The sequence below is a fragment of the Roseobacter sp. TSBP12 genome (assembly GCF_009129705.1).
GTDB classification, from domain to species: domain Bacteria; phylum Pseudomonadota; class Alphaproteobacteria; order Rhodobacterales; family Rhodobacteraceae; genus Celeribacter; species Celeribacter baekdonensis_A.
Genome location: NZ_PYIB01000051.1, coordinates 16,670 through 38,872 on the forward strand (window position 1 = coordinate 16,670; position 22,203 = coordinate 38,872).

At 57.0% G+C, this 22,203-nt stretch carries 12 protein-coding genes and 1 tRNA gene; 11 read left to right on the top strand and 2 right to left on the bottom strand.

Annotation, left to right across the window (positions count from 1 at the left end):
- Window positions 1–349: 349 nt before the first annotated feature.
- The 8 genes from C8029_RS15365 (at window position 350) to C8029_RS15400 (ending at window position 11,632) form a co-directional block, all read left to right on the top strand.
- Entirely contained in the window at window positions 350–3,418 is a 3,069-nt protein-coding gene (locus tag C8029_RS15365; protein ID WP_152003228.1) for an Rne/Rng family ribonuclease, read from the top strand.
- A 138-nt stretch (window positions 3,419–3,556) separates the two neighbouring features.
- A complete protein-coding gene (locus C8029_RS15370) occupies window positions 3,557–4,309 on the top strand; it encodes a cytochrome c biogenesis CcdA family protein (RefSeq protein WP_009571324.1) in 753 nt (250 codons plus the stop codon).
- Window positions 4,310–4,379: 70 nt separating this feature from the next.
- Window positions 4,380–5,609, top strand: coding sequence for a hypothetical protein (locus tag C8029_RS15375; RefSeq protein WP_152003229.1), 1,230 nt, complete (start codon window positions 4,380–4,382; stop codon window positions 5,607–5,609).
- 23 nt (window positions 5,610–5,632) lie between these two features.
- Entirely contained in the window at window positions 5,633–6,991 is a 1,359-nt protein-coding gene (locus C8029_RS15380; RefSeq protein ID WP_009571322.1) for a cytochrome P450, read from the top strand.
- Between the two features lie 209 nt (window positions 6,992–7,200).
- A complete protein-coding gene (locus C8029_RS15385; RefSeq protein ID WP_152003230.1) occupies window positions 7,201–8,247 on the top strand; it encodes a cysteine synthase A in 1,047 nt (348 codons plus the stop codon).
- Window positions 8,244–10,682, top strand: coding sequence for a DUF3772 domain-containing protein (locus C8029_RS15390; protein ID WP_152003231.1), 2,439 nt, complete (start codon window positions 8,244–8,246; stop codon window positions 10,680–10,682). The genes C8029_RS15385 and C8029_RS15390 overlap by 4 nt, the downstream gene beginning before the upstream one ends.
- Window positions 10,679–11,395, top strand: coding sequence for an alanyl-tRNA editing protein (locus C8029_RS15395; RefSeq protein ID WP_009571319.1), 717 nt, complete (start codon window positions 10,679–10,681; stop codon window positions 11,393–11,395). The genes C8029_RS15390 and C8029_RS15395 overlap by 4 nt, the downstream gene beginning before the upstream one ends.
- Before the next feature lie 147 nt (window positions 11,396–11,542).
- Window positions 11,543–11,632: transfer RNA gene (locus C8029_RS15400), tRNA-Ser, on the top strand.
- Window positions 11,633–11,896: 264 nt separating this feature from the next.
- Here C8029_RS15400 and C8029_RS15405 read toward each other — a convergent pair.
- Together C8029_RS15405 and C8029_RS15410 are read right to left on the bottom strand one after the other, a co-directional pair.
- The gene (locus C8029_RS15405; protein WP_152003232.1) at window positions 11,897–12,352 is read right to left on the bottom strand and encodes a DUF2946 family protein; all 456 of its coding nucleotides are present in this window, start codon (window positions 12,350–12,352) and stop codon (window positions 11,897–11,899) included.
- A gap of 145 nt (window positions 12,353–12,497) precedes the next feature.
- Entirely contained in the window at window positions 12,498–16,757 is a 4,260-nt protein-coding gene (locus C8029_RS15410; RefSeq protein ID WP_152003233.1) for a bifunctional diguanylate cyclase/phosphodiesterase, read from the bottom strand.
- A 465-nt stretch (window positions 16,758–17,222) separates the two neighbouring features.
- On the opposite strand from C8029_RS15410, the gene C8029_RS15415 reads away from it, so the two are divergent.
- From C8029_RS15415 to C8029_RS15425, 3 genes are all read left to right on the top strand, one after another.
- Window positions 17,223–20,345, top strand: coding sequence for a methyl-accepting chemotaxis protein (locus C8029_RS15415; RefSeq protein ID WP_152003234.1), 3,123 nt, complete (start codon window positions 17,223–17,225; stop codon window positions 20,343–20,345).
- 69 nt (window positions 20,346–20,414) lie between these two features.
- Entirely contained in the window at window positions 20,415–21,449 is a 1,035-nt protein-coding gene (locus tag C8029_RS15420) for a protein-glutamate methylesterase/protein-glutamine glutaminase (protein WP_040401993.1), read from the top strand.
- A complete protein-coding gene (locus C8029_RS15425) occupies window positions 21,446–21,979 on the top strand; it encodes a chemotaxis protein CheD (RefSeq protein WP_009571314.1) in 534 nt (177 codons plus the stop codon). Before C8029_RS15420 ends, C8029_RS15425 begins: the two co-directional genes overlap by 4 nt.
- The last annotated feature ends 224 nt before the right edge of the window (window positions 21,980–22,203 follow it).

Consider the following 22,203-nt stretch of genomic DNA (forward strand, 5'->3'; position numbering starts at 1 on the left):
AGTGAACCCCATCGACGCCGCCCGCCCGTAGTGCAGACCGATGCCGCCGCTGGGCAGACAAGGTCAGGCATGACAAAGCCAGACGTGATACATCCAGCGGCATGAAACGCCCCTGACGTCCAAGCCGGACAGGGGGATTTGTATGGGGACTAGGGCAGGGCCGAAGGGCGCGCCTGATGTGCCGGAGAAGAACCGCGATGCAACGCGACGAGGCAAGATTAGAGCACAGACGGGACGCTTGCGTCCCCGCGCCCTTGCCCGCACGATCGCTCGCCTCAAAACATCACCCGCAAACCCGCGCGTCGCTCCGAAGGGGAGGCGCGTCTGTTGTGGGTGCCGAAAGACAACAATGGCTAAAAAGATGCTTATCGATGCCACCCACGCGGAAGAGACCCGCGTTGTGGTGGTGGACGGAAACAAGGTCGAGGAATTCGATTTTGAGTCTGAAAACAAACGCCAGCTTGCTGGCAACATTTACCTTGCAAAAGTAACGCGCGTCGAACCGTCGCTTCAGGCGGCTTTTGTCGATTACGGCGGAAACCGTCACGGTTTCCTGGCCTTTTCGGAAATCCACCCGGATTATTATCAAATCCCGGTTGCGGATCGCGAAGCCTTGATGGCCGAAGAATTGGCCTATGCGAAAGCGCAGGAAGAGGAAGAGGACAAGCCGAAGCGCCCCCGTCGCCGCTCCCGTTCGCGCACGCGCTCCAAGGCCGAAGAGGTGACATCCTCTGATGCGGTCGAGACCCAGGAGGTCGTGGGCGAGGATGCGGATCAAGACAGCGCCACAGAAAACGGCGCTCCCCAAAGCATTTCCGGCATGGATGTGATCGAACCGGAGGCTTCCGAGGCCGACGACATGATCGCGGACCCCTCCGGGCACAGCCCGGTCGAAGAGGGCACATCGCCCGCCTTTGCCGTACAGGACACGCCGGTGGAAGAGCCTGCGGAGGAGGACGACACCACCTCTGATGACGTGGCAGACGACAGTGCTGACGATCAAGGCGATGACAGTGACGATCATGGCGACGATGATGGCGACGAAGACGACGCCGAAACCGCCGCCGACAAAGACGACAGCATCGAAAGCGTGGCCGACGATGACACGTCGGATGATTTCCGCCCGGTGCGCAAACCGCGCCCGCGCAAATATAAAATCCAGGAGGTCGTCAAAGTCCGCCAGGTGATGTTGGTGCAGGTCGTCAAAGAAGAGCGCGGCAACAAGGGCGCGGCTCTGACCACCTATCTCTCGCTGGCCGGTCGCTATTGCGTTTTGATGCCGAACACCGCGCGTGGCGGTGGTATTTCACGTAAAATCACCAATATCGCAGATCGTAAGAAACTCAAAGAGATCGCAGGCGAACTTGAAGTACCGCAGGGCGCCGGTCTGATCGTGCGCACCGCAGGGGCGCAACGCACCAAGACCGAGATCAAACGCGACTATGACTACCTCAAACGGATGTGGGAACAGATCCGCGCACTGACGCTGAAATCGACAGCGCCTGCGAAAATCTATGAGGAGGGCGACCTGATCAAACGCTCGATCCGCGACCTCTATAACAAAGACATCGACGAGGTGTTTGTGGAGGGCGAGGCGGGGTTCCGTGAAGCGAAGGCTTTCATGGAAATGATCATGCCGACCCATGCCGAGAATGTGAAACATTACGCCGACAGCCTGCCGTTGTTCGCGCGCTTTCAGGTCGAAAGCTACCTGAGTTCGATGTTCAACCCGACCGTGCAACTCAAATCCGGCGGCTATATCGTCATTGATTTGACCGAAGCTCTGGTCGCGGTGGACGTCAACTCCGGTCGTGCCACCAAAGAAGGCTCGATCGAGGAAACCGCGCTTAAAACCAACCTTGAGGCCGCCGAAGAGGTGGCCCGCCAAGCGCGTCTGCGCGATTTGGCCGGTCTGATCGTGATCGACTTTATCGACATGGAGGAGCGGCGCAACAATGCCGCCGTCGAAAAGCGTCTGAAAGACAAGCTCAAAACCGACCGCGCCCGCATTCAAGTGGGACGCATTTCGGGCTTTGGCCTGTTGGAAATGTCGCGCCAACGTCTGCGTCCCGGCATGTTGGAAGCCACGACCCAGCCGTGCCCGCATTGTCACGGCACGGGTCTGATCCGTTCGGACGATAACATGGCGCTGACGATCCTGCGTCAACTCGAAGAGGAGGGCACCCGCAAGCGCTCCCGCGAGGTTTTGGTCAAAGCGCCGGTGGCGGTGATCAACTATCTGGTCAACATCAAACGCGAACGTGTGGCTCAAATCGAGGCGCGCTACGGCATGGCCGTGCGTCTTGAGGCCGATCCGTTCATGATCTCGCCGGATTTCACCATCGAACGGTTCAAAACCGCAACCCGGGTGATTGTCGCCGAACAGAGCAACGTGATTTCGGCCTCCGCCGATTTGATGGCCGACTATGTCGAGCCTGAGGAGGATCAGGTCGACGCCGTGGGTGAGGAGGCTGAGGCTGTCGAGGTGTCAGAGCCGCGCAGCGTGGATGCCACCGAGGACACGGGCGAAGAAGAGAAGCCGAAGAAACGCCGTCGCCGCCGTCGTCGTCGTCGCAAACCCGGCGATGCGCCTGAAGGGCAAGAGGGCGAAAACGGGTCGGATGAGGACAGTGAGTCCAATGACGACACCGGGTCTGATGAGGGCGAAACTGCGCCGGCTGAGGCCACTTCGGAGGCGCCTGAGACGGCTGAGGACGCTCCGGCTGAAAAGCCGAAGCGCACCCGCACCCGCTCGCGCAGCACCAAAACAACGCCGGTGAGCGAAGAGGTCACAGAGACGAAAGAAGAGACCAAAGACGAGGTCGCACCGGAGGCTGAGGCTGCCGCTGAGGAAGCCCCCGCTGAAAAGCCCAAGCGCACACGGACAAGCCGGGCGCGCAAACCCGCTGTTGTTGCGGAAGAGGGTGCGGAAGCTGCGGCAGAGGCTGAGACTAAGACTAAGACAGCGGCAAAGCCTAAAACCACACGTTCGCGGGCCAAAAAGCCTGTGACCGAGGGGGAAGGTGAAGCTGCGGTTGCCAAACCGAAGCCCGCACCGCGCAAACGCAAGACCAAAGCCGAACGCGAGGCCGAAGAGGCCGCCAAAGCGGCGGAGGCGGCAGCGGTTCAAGCGGAGGCTCCTGCGGCGGAAACGCCAATTGAGGCCCCGGTTGAGGCTGTGCAGGTTGAGGCCGCGCAAGTTGAGGCTTTGCCTGAGGTTGCTGCAGAGGTCGTGCCAGAGACCGTCGCCGAGGTTGCTGTGGAAGCCCCCGTTGCCGAGCCTGTGGCCGAAGCTGCGCCAGAAACGGCACCGGAGCCCGCCCCGGAGATGGTTGAGGCCACCAGCGCGCCCGAGACCGCATCCGAGCCAGAGGATGAAGGTCCGAAACGCCGCGGTTGGTGGAGCATTGGACGCTAAATCCACCTAATATAGATCAAAACGGCCGGGTCAGTCCCGGCCGTTTTTGTATGCCTGCGCACCGCACCAACGCAAAAGTGAGGGGGCGCGACATAGCGGACGCTTTCCAGATGCGCCCGGACATGGCATGAGCAGGATATGTTTGGAATCGATCTCTTTGACGCAACCCTCTTGCCCTCCATGCTCGTGGCCTTGGCCGCTGGCATGGTGTCGTTCTTGAGCCCCTGCGTTTTGCCCATCGTGCCGCCTTATCTGGCCTATATGTCTGGCATTTCGATGAATGAACTCACCGGTGGCGGACGCGGATCGCGCAAGGCGATCGTGCCCGCGATCATGTTCGTTCTGGGCCTGTCCACCGTGTTCTTGTTCATGGGCTTCACGGCCTCGGCGTTCGGGATGTTTTTTCTGAAAAATCAGGAGGTTTTCGCCAAAATTTCCGGCGTTGTGATCCTGGTTTTGGGTTTGCATTTCCTGTCGGTGTTTCGCATTCCGATCTTGGACCGCGAAGCGCGCCTTGATGCCGGCGACAAGGGCGGCACGGCATTCGGTGCCTATATCCTCGGGCTGGCTTTCGCCTTTGGCTGGACGCCTTGCATCGGCCCACAATTGGGCGCGATCCTGTCCATGGCCGCCTCTGAGGGCTCGGTGTCGCGCGGCACCATGCTTTTGGCCACCTACGCCTTTGGTCTGGGCTTGCCGTTCCTGTTGTCGGCGATTTTCATCACCCGCGCCGTGGGTCTGATGAACCGGCTCAAACGCCATATGGGGGTGATCGAAAAACTCATGGGTGGGTTATTGGTCTTGGTCGGACTGATGATGCTGACGGGGGCATTTTCGCGTCTGTCCTATTGGCTGCTTGAAACCTTCCCGGCGCTGAGCCAGCTTGGTTAACTCTGCCGTTTTCGGGCTTATTTTCATCATATTTACCCGCTAAGATGCTTGAAAGCCAAAGGGTTCGGGCATGACGGTTCAAGTCAGTGAGTTGGGAGACCAAGAGGTCAGGCGGCGGCGGGTGTTTTACGTCCCCGGCTATGACCCGATCCCGCCGCGCCGCTACCGCGAACTCTATCGCAAAGAAAGCCGCGCGCAGGCGGAGATTTCCGGTTATGAGATCGACCTGTCTGCCAAAAAAGGCAGGCGATTTGGCTGGTCGGTGCGCAGCCTTATTAAGGGTGCGCAGACCGAGAGCGAGATCGACGTGCTGGTCTGGTCGGACATTGTCCAAGACAGTATGGACGCCGGGATTTTGCGCACCTATCTGATCCTTGCCCGCACGGCCTGGACCTATATTGGCTCTGGCGCGTTGTTTCGATTGATGAAATTGCGGCGCGGGCCGGTTTTGGCGGCGCTCTATCCGATTGGCGTGTTGCTGTTGCAACTTGGCGTTGCGCTTGGCCTGTTTTGGGGCGTGAGCGCGCTGGCGGGGCGGTTTGGGACGTTCATACAGGGGCTTGGGATCGCGGCGGGGCTTGGCCTCGCCTATGCGCTTTTGACCTGGTTCAAACGCCAGGATGGCAAGTTTTTCGCCTATTACCTGATGCATGATTACGGGTTTTCGGCGCGTTGGCGCGGCGCGGACCCGCCCGCGCTGGTCACTCGAATGGCGGAATTTCGCGCCGATATTGCCGAGGCCTTGCGCCAGGACTGGGACGAGGTTTTGATCGTCGGTCATTCATCGGGCGCGCATGTGGGCGTGTCGATTTTGGCGGAGCTTATCCGCAGGGGTGATGTGCCGGACAATGGTCCGGAATTGTCGTTCGTCTCGCTGGGGCAGGTGGTGCCAATGGTGTCCTACCTGCCCGAGGCCAAGGCCCTGCGCCGGGATTTGGCCTACCTGTCTGCGCGCGAGGAGTTGTTTTGGCTCGATGTCACGGCGCCGGGGGATCCCTGTTCCTTTGCACTGTGCGATCCGGTGAAAGTCTCCGGTGTCGCACCCAAAGATCAAAAATATCCGCTGGTGATCTCTGCCGCTTTCAAGAATACGCTCTCGCCCGCGCGGTGGAACGCGCTCAAGCGGCGATTTTTTCGCCTGCATTTTCAATATCTTTGCGCCTTTGATCGGCCCGGCCCCTACGATTATTTTCAAATCACCGCAGGAGGGCACACCCTTCGCACCCGCTTTGCCACGCACATGCCCAGCCCCAGCCGGATCGACATCCCGGCCAACAGATATACGGACATGGCCCCATAATGCCCCCAGATCTAAAGCCTGATATGATCCCGCCGAAACCGACCCCGCGCCCGGAAAAAACGACCCTGCGCCAGTATGTGAAACTGTTTCGCAAAGACATCCTGTCGGCCCAGCCCGCCAAGCTTTATCGCGCATGGATGGCCGAATATAAAACGCCGTTTTTCCGCTCTTTTCTGGTCAATCAACCCGCGCTGGTCAAACGCGTGCTCAATGAAGAACCGATGAATTTTCCAAAGTCGTCACGCATCGCCGAAGGGCTGCGACCGCTTTTGGGCCATTCGGTGTTTTTGACCAATGGTGAGACCTGGCTGCGGCAGCGCCGGATCATTGACCCGGCCTTTGAAGGCGGGCGGCTCAAAGACACGTTTCCGGCGATGTTGGCGGCGGGGCGGGGCATGGTCGAGCGCCTGAGCACGGAGCACGGCGCGTTTGACATCGAACCCCATGCCTCGCATGCCGCGGCGGATGTGATTTTTCGCACCTTGTTTTCCATCCCGATCACCCACCATGTCGCGCGCGACGTGTTTGACGAATTCCAAGCCTACCAACGCGCCCAACCGATCCTCAACATCGCGGCCTTCGTACCGTTGCCGAAATGGATGCCGCGGTTTCATCGCAAACACACCCGGCAAGGGGCCAGGGCGATCCGCCGGTTGATCACCGATCTGACCGTCGCGCGACAGGCCGAGATCGCGGCGGGGCAGGCGCCTGATGATTTGGCGACCAAGATCATGACCACCAAAGACCCGGTTACGGGGCAGGGGTTTGATACCGCTGAGATGGTCGATCAGGTGGCGATTTTCTTTCTTGCGGGCCATGAGACCTCGGCGTCTGCACTGGCATGGGCGCTTTGGCTTTTGGCCGCCAACCCTCAGGTGCAGGACCGGGTCGCGGCAGAGGGCGCGGCATTTGGCGATCAACCGACGTTCTCGGATCTCTCCAAATTGCGCTTTACCAAGGATGTGTTCCGCGAAACGCTGCGGCTCTACCCGCCCGTGCCGATGATGGTGCGGGAGGCCAAATGCCCGGTGCGGTTCCGCGAACGCGACGTGCCCAAAGGCGCGCAGATCGTGTTGTCGCCCTGGCATTTGGGGCGGCACGAACGGTTTTGGGACCGCCCCGACGTCTTTGACCCGGATCGGTTCAAAACCGAGAACGGCAAGCAATGTCTGCGCGATGCGTTTATCCCGTTTTCCTCCGGCCCGCGGGTCTGTACCGGGGCGGGGTTTGCCATGGTCGAGGGACCCTTGCTTTTGGCCATGATGGCCCGCGCTTACCGCATCACGGTGGTGACGGATAAAACGCCGATGCCCGTGGCGCATTTGACCGTGCGCTCGAAAGACGGGATTTGGCTGCGACTGGAACCGCGCCTTTCGACCTGATCGCGGATGTGAGCGTTTGGGGGATGGCCCGGGGCGAGAAACGTGCGTTCTGTAGGAGTGGTAAAAGTGCGAACAGGCTCCCTGACTGATGGCGCGAGGCTTGAGTTCGGGGAATGCGCGTTCTACACATTCAGGGACTGCTATAGTCTTTCGCGCAAATCTGTGTCGCAGGTTTTTCGCGAAACACTTGAGATAAAAGGACGAAACACATGTCTGCGCCTTCCCCGATCAAACGCGATCTGATTGAGACCATTGGCAACACGCCGTTGATCCGCCTGAATGGCCCGTCAGAGGCCACGGGTTGTGAGATTTATGGCAAGGCCGAGTTCATGAATCCGGGACAATCGGTCAAGGACCGCGCGGCGCTTTACATCATCCAAGATGCGGTGGCGAAGGGCCTGTTGAAACCCGGTGGCACGATTGTCGAGGGCACGGCGGGCAACACCGGCATCGGTTTGGCGCTTGTCGGCTCGGCGCTTGGGTTCAAAACCGTGATCGTGATCCCGGAAACCCAGTCGCAGGAAAAGAAAGACATGTTGCGGCTTGCAGGCGCTGAATTGGTTCAGGTGCCCGCCGCGCCCTACAAGAATCCGAACAATTATGTGCGCTATTCCGGTCGTTTGGCCGAAGAGCTTGCTATAAGCGAACCCAACGGTGCGATTTGGGCCAATCAGTTCGACAACACCGCCAACCGTCAGGCGCATATTGAAACCACCGGACCGGAAATTTGGGAACAAACGGGCGGTCAGGTTGACGGCTTTATCTGTGCGGTTGGATCGGGCGGCACTTTGGCGGGCGTGGGCTTGGCTTTGCAGCCCAAGGGCGTCAAAATCGGCATCGCTGATCCCATGGGGGCCGCGCTTTATAGTTTCTACAAAACCGGAGAGCTGACCTCGGAAGGCAGTTCGATCACCGAGGGCATCGGCCAAGGCCGTATCACCGCCAATCTCGAAGGCTTCACCCCGGATTATGCCTATCAGGTGCCGGACGAAGAGGCGCTGCCGGTCGTGTTTGACCTGTTGGAGAAAGAGGGGCTGTGCCTCGGCGGTTCCTCCGGCATCAATGTCGCGGGCGCAATGAAGATGGCGCGCGAGATGGGGCCGGGGCACACGATCGTCACGGTGCTGTGCGATTACGGTACGCGCTATCAGTCGAAACTGTTCAACCCGGAGTTTTTGAAGGAAAAAAATCTTCCGGTGCCGCAATGGCTGGACCGTGGACCGCGCGATCTGCCTGACGTATATGAAGGTGTATGATCACACGCATATTCGCCCGCCTTCTTTTAATCCTCTCCCTCGCGCTGCCGCACGGCGTCAGCGCGCAGGAGGTTGCAGCCCCAGATTATAAAGCCTGGGCGAGCCAAGCCAGTGCCGCCGAAAAGCAATTGGCCGACACAGGCACGGCCAATGCCACATTGGAAAACCTGCGCGATGAGCTGGTGGGGTGGCGCACGCAATTCTCGAACGCCCAAAGCACCAACAGCGCCCGGATCGACACGCTCAAGGCCCAGATCGCGGCCTTGGGGGCGGCGCCCACCGAGGGCGAAACCGAAGCACCCGAGATCGCCAAGCGGCGCAAAGACCTCACGTCGCAATTGGAGGCGGCACAGGCCCCGGTCAAATCCGCCGAAGAGGCTTATACCCGTGCCAACGGTTTGATTTCAGAGATCGATTCCGAACTGACCTCACGCCAAACCGACGCCCTGATGAAACTGGGCAGCTCTCCGATCAATCCCACATTGTGGCCCGAAGCGGTTGCCGCGATCACCCAAACGGGCGTGACCGCATGGACCACGATCTTGGACAATGCTCGCTCCGAAACCGGGATTGCCAAACTCAAAGCCAATGCCGCCACGCTGTTGCTTTATCTGGTGATCGCGTTGGTTTTGGTGGCGCGCGGGCGCTATTGGTCGGAACAATTCACCGGCTTTGTCCGCTCGCGTTTTGTCGGGGCTGCCGGGCAGGGCGTGACCGGGTTTATTGCCTCGCTGTCGCAAATCATCGCCCCCGTTCTGGGGCTTGTGGCCATTTCCGCCGGGGCTCAGGCGTCCGGGCTTTTGGGCCCGCGTGGCGTGCTTTTGTTCAATGCGGTGACCGCTGTTGGCCTGTCCTATTTCATTTCGCGCTGGGTCGTCGGGCGTACGTTGTATGCGGGCGGGCATGATCGGCCTATTTTTGATCTGACAAACGGTCAGCGCGCCGAGATGGCCGGGCATGCCGCCTTGATGGCGGTGATGATTGCGGTGCAAGTCATCTTGACCCAATTGGCCGATCTGGATGGCTATAGCGACGACACGCGAGCGGTTTTGTCCTATCCTTTGGTGGTGCTGACCGCGATTTCTCTCTATCGGTTTTCGTTGATTTTACGCAAAGCCTCGCAAGCCCCGATCCCCTCTGAGGGTGGCGAGACCGAAGATGAGGCAGGGCCGCAAAGGTTCACCGCGCTTCTATCCAATCTGGTTGCCCGTCTGGTGCGGCTCGTGGCTGTGGCGGCGGTACTTTTGGGGGCTGTTGGCTATATGTCGGCGGCGGTATCTGCGGTCTATCCGACCGTGATGTCACTGGCGCTTTTGGCGCTTTTGACCGTGCTGTCGCGTTTGGCCTCTGATGTCTATGCGCTGATCACCGGCCAAAAGGATGATGAGGGCGACGGTTTGGTCCCGGTGCTTTTGACCTTCGCACTCAGCCTCGCGGCCCTGCCGGTTCTGGCGTTGATTTGGGGCATGCGCAAAGAACGGCTTTGGGATATTTGGGCCCGGATGCGCGAAGGTGTGCCGGTTGGCGGGGTCGATCTGTCTGTGTCGGTGTTTTTGACGCTGATCCTAGTCTTTGCCTTTGGTCTTGGGGCAACGCGACTGTTGAAAACCGCGCTGTCTACCGCCGTCCTGCCCAAGACCCAGCTCGACAAGGGCGGCCAAAACGCCATCATCGCGGGCGTCGGCTATATCGGTGTGTTCTTGTCGGCGATTTTTGCCATCACCTCCGCCGGGATCGACCTGTCGGCGCTCGCGATTGTCGCGGGGGCGCTCTCCGTCGGGATCGGTTTTGGCCTCCAGAACATTGTGCAGAACTTTGTGTCCGGCATCATTCTGTTGATTGAACGGCCGATTTCGGAGGGCGATTGGATCGAAGTTGGCGGCCAGATGGGATATGTCCGCGACATCTCCGTGCGCTCGACACGGGTCGAGACGTTTGATCGCACCGATGTCATCGTCCCCAACGCCGATTTGATTTCCAATCAGGTCACCAACTACACCCGCGGCAATATGATTGGCCGGGTCATCGTCCCCGTTGGCGTGGCCTATGGCACCGACACGCGCAAGGTCGAAACGATCCTCAAAGAAATTGCCAACGCCCAACCGATGGTCTCGGTCAACCCACCACCACAGGTGTTGTTTCTGAATTTCGGTGCCGATGCGTTGGAGTTTGAAATCCGCGCGATCTTGCGCGATGTGACCTTTATCGTGGCGGTGAAAAACGACATCAACCATGAGATCGCCCGCCGCTTTGGCGAAGAAGGCATTGAAATTCCCTTTGCCCAACGTGACATTTGGCTGCGCAATCCCGAGGCACTGACCCCGCGCAGCCGGGCCGGGGCCGTGGCCGCCACAGAGGCTGAGATCACGGTGATTGAGCCCAGCGACTTTGAGGCGGGCGACGGGGCCGGCGAGGCAGACGGAGACAGCACATGACGCAACCGCTTTTTCGCGAAGATGCCTATCTTCAGGATATCGAAGGCGTGGTCACCGGGCATACGCCCGAGGGCGGGGTGATTTTGGACCAGACGATTTTTTACCCAACTGGCGGTGGGCAGCCGGGCGACAGCGGGCGATTGATCTGGGGCGACACTGGGCTTGCGATTGCCACGACCGTGAAGGGGGAGGGGGCCGAGATCGTTCTTGTGCCCGCCGAACCCGCGCCGATGCCGGAGGTTGGCACCAAAGTGATCCAACGGCTCGATTGGGTCCGCCGCCATCGCCACATGCGCATCCACAGCGCGCTGCACCTGTTGTCGGTTGTCATTCCTCTGCCGGTTACGGGGGGCTCGATCGGGGCCGAGAAAGGCCGTCTGGATTTTGCCCTGGACGCGCCGCCCGCCGACAAACAGGCATTGGAAGACGCGCTCAATGCCTTGATCGAACGTGATTTGGTGGTCACGGATGACTGGATCTCCGATGAGGCGCTTTTGGCCGACCCGTCGATTGTCAAAACCATGTCGGTGATGCCGCCGACCGGGCAGGGCCGGGTGCGCTTGGTGCGGATCGGGCAGGGGGCGGATCAGGTCGATCTTCAACCTTGCGGCGGCACCCATGTGGCGCGGACTTCCGAGATTGGGCGCATTCGCTTTGGCAAGATTGAGAAAAAAGGCCGGATGAACCGGCGGGTTACGATTATTCTTGATTGATCACGCAGTTCGGCGCGCTTTTAAACCGTTGTTTTCGCAAAAATGGCCTGCCTGCGTGGTTTCTTTTCCTTCGCTGCATTTTTCTTTGAGAAAATAGAGCAACAGGTCTTGCATAGGTCGCGCGCTTCGCGCTATTGAGCGCTCCACGGACAGGTGGCCGAGTGGTCGAAGGCGCACGCCTGGAAAGTGTGTAGGCGGGGAACCGTCTCCAGGGTTCGAATCCCTGTCTGTCCGCCACAATCCCCCTTAAATCTCTGTTATTCATAAAAATTTAAGGGATGATTGTTGCTTTGATTCGACTTAAGCGCGGAACGTTTTAGGCGCGGATGATACGCCGCAGAGGCGTCGCGAACGTGTCTCGAACTCCTTTAATACATCTCAATACATCAAAGACTTCTATAACCCGCATCGCCGACACTCAGCCTTAACTCATGGCTTTCGCGTGTAAGTTTGAGTAAACACGCAGTGGGTTCGGCCCTAAAGGCGATAGATCCAAAAGGATCAGGCGAGCAAGGGTGGGGCGCGGATCGGCCCGCCGGACAACAGCCGCAGCACGACGATGGCAGCGGGCGCGTCAATGGACGGGAGATCATGGACCGCAGCAAAGGGCAGGGCAAGCGAGACCGTCAGTTCCGGGGTGTCAAATCCGCATACGCTGGCAGAGACGCAAACCGCGCAACTTGAGGATGAGGACCCGGACGTGTGGTTTTGACCCTGTGCAGGACCCGTGGTGGACGAAGGGACAGAGCCCACCGGGATCAAGACGATACCTTCTCCGGTACAGATTTCGAGAAAGCCGATTTTCTCTCCCGGTGCCGCATGTCCCATGGCGCGCACGGCGCTTGCTCCGGCATGTTCGGCGAAAAACAGCACTTGTAGCAGCATGGCAAACATCGCGACCGTCCGGGCGAGATGGCCCGGTTTGACGGCGGCGGACATGTGCCGAAATGCGCTCATGGGTCTCTGCGGTTTTGGACGCAGCATCTGGGCCACGTCGATGGGAAAGAGAAATCGTACGTACAGCGTCGCGGAATGAATGGACAAGATCAACTGGCCAACTGGTCGCATCTCACCGATGCTTGGCGGGACCGTGACCGGCGTTTTAGAACGTCGATATCAGGTCTTGAGAGGGCTGATCTTTGCTCTTGTGCGTTGCGTAGAGTGCGTTGGCTGCCTCGGCGCTCATCGGGCGGGCGTAGAGAAAGCCCTGATGCAGATGCAGCCCGAGATCAAGCAACATATCGCGTTGGGCTTCGGTTTCGACGCCCTCGGCAATGACCTCGAATTCTAACGCCTCTGCGAGCCGGGCGATTGACCGCAACGCCTCGCGTGAGCGACGGTCGATGACGATCCGGTCGATGAGAGATTTGTCGATTTTGACGATGTCGATCGGCAAATGGGTGAGGCGGTTGAGGTTTGAGCCCTCTTTGCCAAAATCATCCAAGGCGACACGAATGCCGCGCGCTCGCAGGATGGCGATTTCCACCATCACCTGATCCATGTCGATCCGGTCGGTGATGGCCTGTTCGCCGATTTCCAAAACGATACTATGCGACAGCTCGCAGAGCGGTTCGAATTCGCGCAAAATTGCCTGCGCCGCACCTTGAAAGCCCAACGATTCCAATCGCGTGTTAAAACAGATATAGGTGCCGGGGCAGGCCATGAGAGTGTTCAACAGGCTGCGCCGGATGCGCGATGGAATATGGGCATATTCTTCCGCGAGCACCACATTTTGCAACTGAGGCAGGAATTGACGCGGCAGCACCACCTCGCCCGAGGCCCGTTGCCAGCGCATCAAAGCCTCAAACCCCACGATTTCTGCGCGCGTGACATCCCAAATCGGTTGCACATATTTGTTGATTTCGCCCGCTTCGAGGGCGCTGATGATGTCGCGGTGGGTGGTCAGTTTACCATCGTCACGCAGCTTTTGCGAAAAGCCCTCGTCGGCGATCACAATGCGGTTGCGTCCGCCTTCTTTGGCCTCGCGCAAGGCCCAATCGGCCCAATTCATCCCGTCCTCCAACCGCATGTCTTGTGTCAACCGAGCCACGCCGATCGACACGGTGCGCGTGACCGGACCAGAGGCCGTGGTCACGGCTGTCTCAGAGATGGCGCGGGCGAGATCTTCGGCAAATTTACGGTTGGGGCAGCCCTGTGTGGCCGTGCGGATGATGGCAAATTCTTCGCCACCAATCCGTGAAGCGCAGCCATGAGCGCGGGTTTTGTCTTTGAGAACCCCGGCCACTTTGCGCAACAATTCGTCGCCGGTCTCGTGGCCATAAGCGTCATTGACGCTTTTGAAATGATCGACGTCGATTAAAAACACGTCGACATCCTGCCTGCGCTTGCGGTCGGCAAACCGACTGTTAAAGCCACGCCTGGAATAGAGCCCGGTCAATTCGTCATGGTCGACCAAATGCTCCAGTTTTTGCCGCGCCACCGAGATGTCGGTGATATCGATCACCATGATGATGTTGAGCCAGCGATCTTCGTTCTCTTCAATCACGCTGCGCAGCTCAACGATCCGGGGTTCTCCTGATTTTGTAAGCAAAGTCAGGGTATTGGATATGGTTTCCTTGTCGCGGGTATTGGCCAGAAGATGCCGCCTGAAGGATTTGGACAAGGCTTGATCCTCCGCCGGCATAAAGTCGATCAGATCGCGCCCAAGGGTTTCTTCGCGCGTGTAGCCAAAATGCGCGCTCCATGCATCGGAGACGGAAAGCAGACGCCAATCGCGGTCCTGTGACAGGACAATGGCGGCGTTTCGGTTGAGCAGGGTTTCGGTCAGGCTGCGCTGAGCTTCGAGTTCGGTCACATCGGTCAACAGGATCACATATTTGGGCTGATCGCCCTGCGCGTTCGGGTCGATGATCCGTCGTTGCGCCGTCATTTTACGAATTTTTCCGGACTTGGTGGTCAATTCCAGAACCTTATTGCCTGGCGGTGTGACATCATCGCCAAGCGCGCGCATCTGATCGACAAAACTGCGGGTGTTGGGGGAGGTCAAATCGGCAATGTCGTGACCTATCAAGTCCGCTCGGTCATAGCCCAGACTGTCACACAGGGCGGGGGCGACGTTTAGGGTCAAACGGCGGGCGTCCTGAACCAAAAGCAAGGCAGGGCCTTCTTCGAGGGTCATTTTATAGAGCCGACTGTTGCGGTTCATCTCGGTGATGTCGGTGAGTTGCACCAGATAGGCATAGGGTAGCCCTGGGTTGGTGTTTTTGCGCACAGCAGCCAATACCATGCGCAGGGCCCCGGAGCGCTGTCGGATGTCAAGTTCGAGGGTGAAATCGGTCTCGGGCGTGTGTCGCATAAAGGCGCGCATATTGGTCTGAGATGTGTCGGGCAGGCTCAAAAATCCGTTTTCAGAGGCAAACAGCCCAATAAGCTCGCGGCGCTTGACTCCCAGGTAGCGACAGACCTGATCAGAGGCGGAGGTGATGCGAAACTGACTGTCCAGAGTGACGATCATCGTTGGGCTGTTTTCCAAAAGCGCGGTGCGATACAGCCGGTCACGCTGACGCAGCTGTTTATAAGCACCGGCAATGAAGACGAGGCTGGAGGTGAGCAGCACGAGAAAAGCGGCTTCGACATAGGTGCGATGGTCCACAAGACCGGCCCCGATCAGCAGGGCGGTGGAGACGACGGCATGGGCCGCGCCGATCTGAAGTATGGAGGGCAGGGCGACGGTGGCGATCAAGAGCGTCATGCTGACGGCGACAGACAGAGAATGCGAAATGCCGAAATATTCGACCGGGAAATAGGCACAGACAAAGGCCAAAAAGGCGAGCATCAGGGTCATCAACAGGCCCGGCAGAGCGGCCATTTCAAGCCGGGTCATGCCAAAATGCATCTGCCAGATCAATCCCGCCGCGATGGGCGCGACTTGAACGAAGCCCAACACGTTACTGAGCCAGCGGGCGCGCACAGTTGGACCCAGATTTTGCCGGGCAAGAGTGTGCAATGTGGCCCCCGCCAGCAGTGACACGGTGAGTACGGTAAAGAGGATGGCGACAATCAGGCTGGCCACGGCCAAAGGATTTACATCGCAAGATTGAAAGGTCCGCCCTGACAGTTTGATGTCGAACACGAGCCGCGCGATTCCAGCGATCAAGGCCGCTTCGATCCCGTCGAACCCCATATTGATCACCGTAAAATCGAAGGGGTGCCCCATGGAAATCCGCGCCAATCCCATGGCACAAACCCCGGTTAAGAGGACGAGTGGCCAGCGCTTGAGCGGATGCAAAACCAGAGCATAGGCCAAAACGGCATTGCCCCACCACAGTTCAGGAAACCAGTGCAAAAACAGCGAAAATCTGGTTTCGGATACCATCGACAGCGCAAAGAGCACACAGGCGAGGGGCCACAGTCTTTGGGCGGTGTCGGCCTGAAATGTAAACCATTGGTTTGGACGCAAAAGACGCGGCAGGGGGGCGAAGGAGAGAGGGGCGTGAGCCTTTTGTGATGCAGTGTCGTTGTTTTGAATCGCCGATCCGGCACTTTGGAGGGAGGGTGTCAACCCGGCGGCGATGACTTGACGTTCGAGCGGTCTGAAGCCCTTTTCGCAGACAAAGCACAGGAGCAGAGAGGAGACGACGAAAAACGGCATCTGGAAGGTGGAGAGGGTCAGGGAAGTTAGGTCAAGCACCAAGAGCAGACAGATTGTCACAAACAGCCCCCACATCAGCAGATTGGTGCGCGGGGTTTTGGGATGATACAGCAGCGGGCGGGCCGCAGACACGTTGAGCGCCAGTGCAGTGAGGCACAAAAGCACGAGGCTTTCGCTGAGGTTGAGTGCCAGAAAAACCTGGTTTTTGAGGGGTATGCTCTGTTGTGCCAATTGGCTAAAAGCCATGCCGAAAACCGTGATGCACAGGGCTAAAACGGCCCAGGCTCTGAACCAGGATGCGGGTTTTAAAAGCGGGACGACGAAAAGCGCGCCAGAGCCGATCAAAGAGACCAGACTGACATGGCGTGGGTCCGTCAAACTGCCGATCAAAGGCAGGGTTCCGGCGATGGGGCGGCCTTGCAGGTCCGCTAGACGCAAGATCAAAAGGACCAAAAGCGCTGCGGCGCCATAGAGGACCCGAGAATTGGCGGGCTGGTCGCGGTCCCAGCTTAGGTTTTGCATGATCAAAGAGCCACCGAGGACATAAGATATGACAAGGGTGGTGGGGTGCATGGTTCCCCATCCGGGCAGAACCGTTTGTGGCATATGCGCCAAGAGGATCACGGTTTCGCTGATCAAGATGGCACCCAGGACGGCCGCGAGACACAGCACGAACGGTGACAGGCTGATCCTCCACCTCTGTTTTGTCCGGGCCAATTGAGCCTCATACACGTCACTATGTTTCTTCACGGGGACTTCTTTTTGAGAGGACGGTTTTGCGATGGAAACCCTATGTATTTGGGGGGTGGGACCAGTCCTGTTGAGTGATGCGTGCGAGGTTCGTGGCTGAGTATCTGTGCTAAATTTTCTTCGAATACCTTTATCAAAAGGTTAATGAAGCAGAGGTTTTGGAACTCAGCGGAAAACTTTTGTACGCCGATCTCCGAAAAAGCCGGCTATATCGGCAAGGGTTCGGTCGCGCACGCCTTGGCATTGAACTGTAAAGGTTTTTACGATTTTGGCCCGCGCTCATACCCGTGACCCCATAAAATTCTACGGATTGTGTGACGCAAACCAGGGCGACTTAAACGAATCTTCATTTCTTCGAGGCATCCATCAACGGGTGTAGGGCAACTGTGCCCGTTTCACGACCGTAATCTGCTCAAGACCACCGCCATTGAATAAGGGCGTGAAGACGATGCCAGGAGAAATGAAATGAAGTATATTATGCGGATCAAGCTGGCGAAAAAACTCCCGGCGATCATGATCGGACTGACTATTGTCACCATCGCGGTCGCAAATATGGTGGCCTATCGCAACGCATCAAGCTCGTTGCTCATTGAGGCCGAAGAGGCCCTTGTGACCGTGGCTGAAGCGCGCACACTCGAACTTGAAGCATGGTTGAATGGTGTCGACATTGACCTGAGCAGTCAGACCGAAAACCCAACCGTGATTTCGGCCCTTCGCGGTTTTGGAGAAGCATGGGAGACACTAGGCGGCGATCAAACCGAACATTTGAAAAAATGGTATATTGAGGACAATCCGAATGAAATCGGTCAAAAACAAGCCCTCGGTTACGCCGAAGATGGGTCAGCCTACAGTCAGGTTCATAAGCTCTATCACAGCTACTTCCGAAAGTTGGTGGAGGAAAAAGGCTATTCCGATGTCTTCGTGTTCTCGCTGACAGGCGATTTGATTTACTCTGTTTTAAAAGAACAGGATTTTGCAACCAATTTTGTCGATGGCGAATACGCCGATACCGGCCTTGGAAACGTTGTCAAAGCCGCGCTGGATGCCACCGGCCCTCAGGTCTATTTTTCAGATTTTTCTGCATATGCTCCGTCTCATGACGCGCCTGCCGCTTTCATTGCCGCGCCTGTCCTCGACCGGCGTGGCGTCAAACGCGGTGTCATCGCGTTTCAAATGCCCGCCAAGAGCATTGATAAAATCACGACCCGTTTGACCGGTCTTGGTCGTACGGGGGATTCTTATCTTGTCGGCTCCGATTACCTTTTGCGCACAGATACTATTCACGGCTCGGGCGATGAGACTTTAAAGGTGAAAATCACGTCTCAATCCGCGAAGAATGCTCTTTTGGGACAGCATGGATATCTGCGCGAACCTGACGCTTTCACAGACTACGGCACCAGCCGCGATCAAATTTCGGCCTATTTTCCTGTGACTTATCATGGCGTAAAATGGGGGCTGATTGCAGAGCAAACAATCGAAGAAATCCTTGAACCGGCTGCGGCATTGGCAAAAACAATGGCATGGCAGGGGGCCATGATGACCGCGATCGTGGCGCTCATTGCCTATTTCATCGCTCGTACAATCGCGCGACCTCTCACCCGCGTAGAAACAGCAATGCGCACCGTATCCGAGGGGGATTATAGCGTAGCGGTTCCCGGCACCGAACGAGGCGACGAAATCGGCATGATTGCGACCGCCCTCGATGAATTTCGGCACTCTTTGGGGCGTGCAGAACAGGCCACGCGTGACGGCCTCTTTAAAGGTGCCGCATTCGAAGGCTCTTCTGCTGCACTGATGATGATTGATACCGATTTCAACATCACCTACATGAACGGTGCAGCGCGTACCTTAATGAAGAAAAACGAAGACAACTTCCGTGTCATGTTCGGAGAGTTCGATGCCGATACAATTGTTGGATCGAATATCGATATTTTCCACAGAGAGCCTGGCCGCATTCGTGCCGTCCTGTCTGATACCTCAAAGATGCCCTTTTCAACCGATATGCGGGTGGGTGATGTTCACTTCTCCTTGGTCGTAAACTCAGTTGTCAGTCTTGAAGGGGAACAGATAGGGTGTGTTATGGAGTGGCAAGATGCCACGGACATTCGCACCAACCAAGCGGTGATTTCCGCCTTGGACAGTATCCAAGTCAAAGCGGAGTTTAGCGTTGATGGCCAATTCACCAAGGTCAACGAAAATTTTGCCCGCATGGTTGGTATGGAGGTTGATGATTTGGTCGGTGTCGGCCAAGATTCAATCTTCAACTTTGATGCATCGCTTGCAGAAAAAAATGGAGCGGTTTGGGGTCGTTTGATCCGAGGTGAAAATGTCCAAGGGCGTTTCAAACTCTTGGATCAAGAAGGCCATACCTCCATTCTCGACGGTACCTTTAGCCCGGTCACCGACGCCTCAGGCCGCCCGTTTCGAATTATTCTCCTCGGCACAGATATCACTGAGAGCCAAGCTACGATCATCGCCGCCGAAGCCGAACGTGAACGGATGCAGGCAGAGCAGGATCGCGTTGTTGAAGGATTGCGCGTCGGTCTCAAAAAGCTGGCCAGTGGTGATCTGACATCTCGCATTGACGATAAATTTGCCCCTGAATATGAAACGCTTCGCTTCGATTTTAATGAAGCCATTGAAAACCTTCTGACTGCGATGCGCAGTGTTGTTGAAAATGCCGACATGATCCGCGGCGAAGCCTCCGAAATATCTAATGCCGCTGATGATTTGTCGCGTCGAACAGAAAAACAAGCTGCAACCCTTGAGGAGACGGCGACAGCATTGGACCAATTGACGTCCTCGGTTCGTTCGGCGGCTGAAGGGGCCAATCAAGCCAGTGACATGGTGGAGACGGCGAAAGCAAATGCTGAAGCTTCAGGTGTGGTCGTGCAAGAAGCCGTTGAAGCGATGAGCCAAATCGAAAGTTCTTCCAATCAGATTTCCAAAATCACATCTGTGATTGATGATATTGCCTTCCAAACCAACCTTCTGGCTCTGAATGCGGGGGTTGAAGCCGCAAGAGCCGGAGAGGCGGGGCGTGGGTTTGCCGTGGTTGCTTCGGAAGTCCGAGCGCTCGCGCAGCGATCTTCTGACGCGGCGCGGGAAATCAATGATTTGATTTCTAAGTCGGGTACTTTGGTGAAACGAGGTGTTGGTCTCGTTGGTGAAACAGGTGAAGCTTTGCGTGGCATTGTGAGTTCGGTTTCCGAAATTTCACTAAACGTCTCCGAAATCGCAGTTTCTTCCCGAGAGCAATCTTCCGGGCTCGCCGAAATTAACGTTGCGGTCAATCAACTGGACCAAGTGACGCAACAAAACGCTGCCATGTTTGAACAAACAACGGCTGCGAGCCATTCGCTGACACGCGAAGCCGAAAACCTCATTGTGACAACATCTCGTTTCTCGATTGGAGCGAGCTTAAATACAAAAAAAACTGTCCGCGCACAAAGTGTGGATCAGAGAAAAGAGGCAGTTCCGACCCCAATCGCAAAACCAAGGCCACATGACGTCCCCGTGAAGCAGGTAGTGAATGCCGCACCGCGTCCAAGTCAGCCTGTGGTCGAGGACGACTGGGAAGATTTTTAAGCAAGCAGATTGGCCTCAGGCCTTAGAACGCGCCAATGCATTCAACAATTGGTTCAACGGGAGTTATGTGTGAAACCGCTACGTGTCTTGATTGTCGATGACTCAGTGACCATGCGTCGCCTCATTCGGTCTATCCTCGAAGCCGACCCCCGCCTTGAAGTCATCGCGGAAGCCGGAACCGCGCGTGAAGCGCGGGATGCTGTAAACACCTATAGACCAGATGTAATGACGCTTGATATCGAAATGCCCAACATGAGCGGGCTTGAGTTTTTGGATCGGCTGATGCGGCATCGACCGATGCCAGTCATAATGGTGTCCACCTTGACCCGCAAAGGAAGTGATGTTGCGGTTGAAGCAATGTCTTTGGGAGCAATCGATTGTGTTGAAAAACCGAAAGTTGGGGCCAGTGAGGATACGTTTTCAAAGTTGGCTGATACTGTTGTCCTCGCTGCAAGAGCAAGAGTGTCCGGACCACGTCCTAAAAACCAGACGATAACGCCGCGCCAAAATCGAACATTTCAACGTATTTGTTTGATAGGGGGATCGACTGGGGCTGTCGATGCAATTGAACGCACTTTGCAGAGCTTTCCCTCTGATTGCCCCCCTACGCTTATCACTCAACATATGCCGGAGCCGTTTTTGGTAAGCTTTGCCGCACGCCTCAATCCCTTGGTCGCACCAGAAGTCAGACTCGCGGTCGATGGAATGCCCTTGATCCCGGGACAAGTTCTGATTGCGCCAGGGGGGGCGTATCATCTCAATATTGAGGGAACTACCACTTTGCGCGTCAGTCTTTTTGAGGGACCCCTTGTGTCAGGACACCGACCTTCCGTGGATTCCATGTTTCTGTCTGCCCGTCACATGGCTCACAAAGTTGTCGCGGGTATTTTAACTGGCATGGGCCGGGATGGGGCCGAAGGGATGCGCGCACTACGAGAGGCAGGCGCGAAAACCATTGGTCAGAGCAAAGAGACATGCGTTGTCTTTGGAATGCCTCGCGTTGCCGGAGAATTGGGCGGGGTCGAAAAATGGGCCGACCTTGACAAGTTTGGACAAGAGATCTTGCAACTTGCCGAAACTCCTATTGGCGTGAGGGCAGAATGACTACAATTTCTCAAAAAAAGACCTTAGAGAAATCCACATATATTGCTCAAGGCGAATACGCGATTGGCGATACGGAAGACACTGTCATTTCGACGATTCTTGGTTCGTGCGTTGCCACCTGCCTCTGGGATCCAGTCGCAGGTGTTGGTGGTATGAATCATTTTCTACTTCCTGATGGTCCGTCATCGCGCAATGACATCAGCTCATTTGGTGCAAATGCTATGGAGCTTTTGATAAATGCTCTTACGCGAGCCGGCGCAGTCCGTGGCCGTATTCGCGCCAAAGTTTTTGGCGGTGCCGAGATGTATAAGGGGTTGACCAATGCGGGGAATGAAAATGGAGTTTTTGTGCTTTCTTACCTACAGCGCGAGGGCATTCCATGTGACAGTCAAAGCCTTGGAGGTGTGCAAGCCCGTAGGATTGAATTTATGCCGGCCCTAGGTAAGGCGAGGCAAAAGCTCGTCGCCGATTCTCGCGTGATTGAAGCGGTTCCAAAACCTGAAAAAACGAATGATATTGAATTGTTTTAGGTGTCAGACATCCACGCCCATGGGAGTCATTCGAGGCATTGAGCAACAGAGGATGTCTGGTTCATCTGATCGCTTCTGAGACCGAGATGATGAAGAATCCCAAAACTTCGAAGGAAGTGGCAGACAAGCTGTGACCTGCCACTGGATTTTTCCTCCACCGTTGATTGTTGATGAGAGTCCGGCGCAACTGAATGGATCTGGACATACAACAACCAGCGACCCAA

Bases quoted from the DNA above. Each gene is read 5' to 3' on its own strand.
- C8029_RS15395 (WP_009571319.1), top strand. From the start codon at position 10,679: ATGACGCAACCGCTTTTTCGCGAAGATGCCTATCTTCAGGATATCGAA.
- C8029_RS15365 (WP_152003228.1), top strand. From the start codon at position 350: ATGGCTAAAAAGATGCTTATCGATGCCACCCACGCGGAAGAGACCCGC.
- C8029_RS15425 (WP_009571314.1), top strand. From the start codon at position 21,446: ATGACTACAATTTCTCAAAAAAAGACCTTAGAGAAATCCACATATATT.
- C8029_RS15375 (WP_152003229.1), top strand. From the start codon at position 4,380: ATGACGGTTCAAGTCAGTGAGTTGGGAGACCAAGAGGTCAGGCGGCGG.
- C8029_RS15390 (WP_152003231.1), top strand. From the start codon at position 8,244: ATGATCACACGCATATTCGCCCGCCTTCTTTTAATCCTCTCCCTCGCG.
- C8029_RS15370 (WP_009571324.1), top strand. From the start codon at position 3,557: ATGTTTGGAATCGATCTCTTTGACGCAACCCTCTTGCCCTCCATGCTC.
- C8029_RS15415 (WP_152003234.1), top strand. From the start codon at position 17,223: ATGAAGTATATTATGCGGATCAAGCTGGCGAAAAAACTCCCGGCGATC.
- C8029_RS15405 (WP_152003232.1), bottom strand. From the start codon at position 12,352: ATGAGCGCATTTCGGCACATGTCCGCCGCCGTCAAACCGGGCCATCTC.
- C8029_RS15385 (WP_152003230.1), top strand. From the start codon at position 7,201: ATGTCTGCGCCTTCCCCGATCAAACGCGATCTGATTGAGACCATTGGC.
- C8029_RS15380 (WP_009571322.1), top strand. From the start codon at position 5,633: ATGATCCCGCCGAAACCGACCCCGCGCCCGGAAAAAACGACCCTGCGC.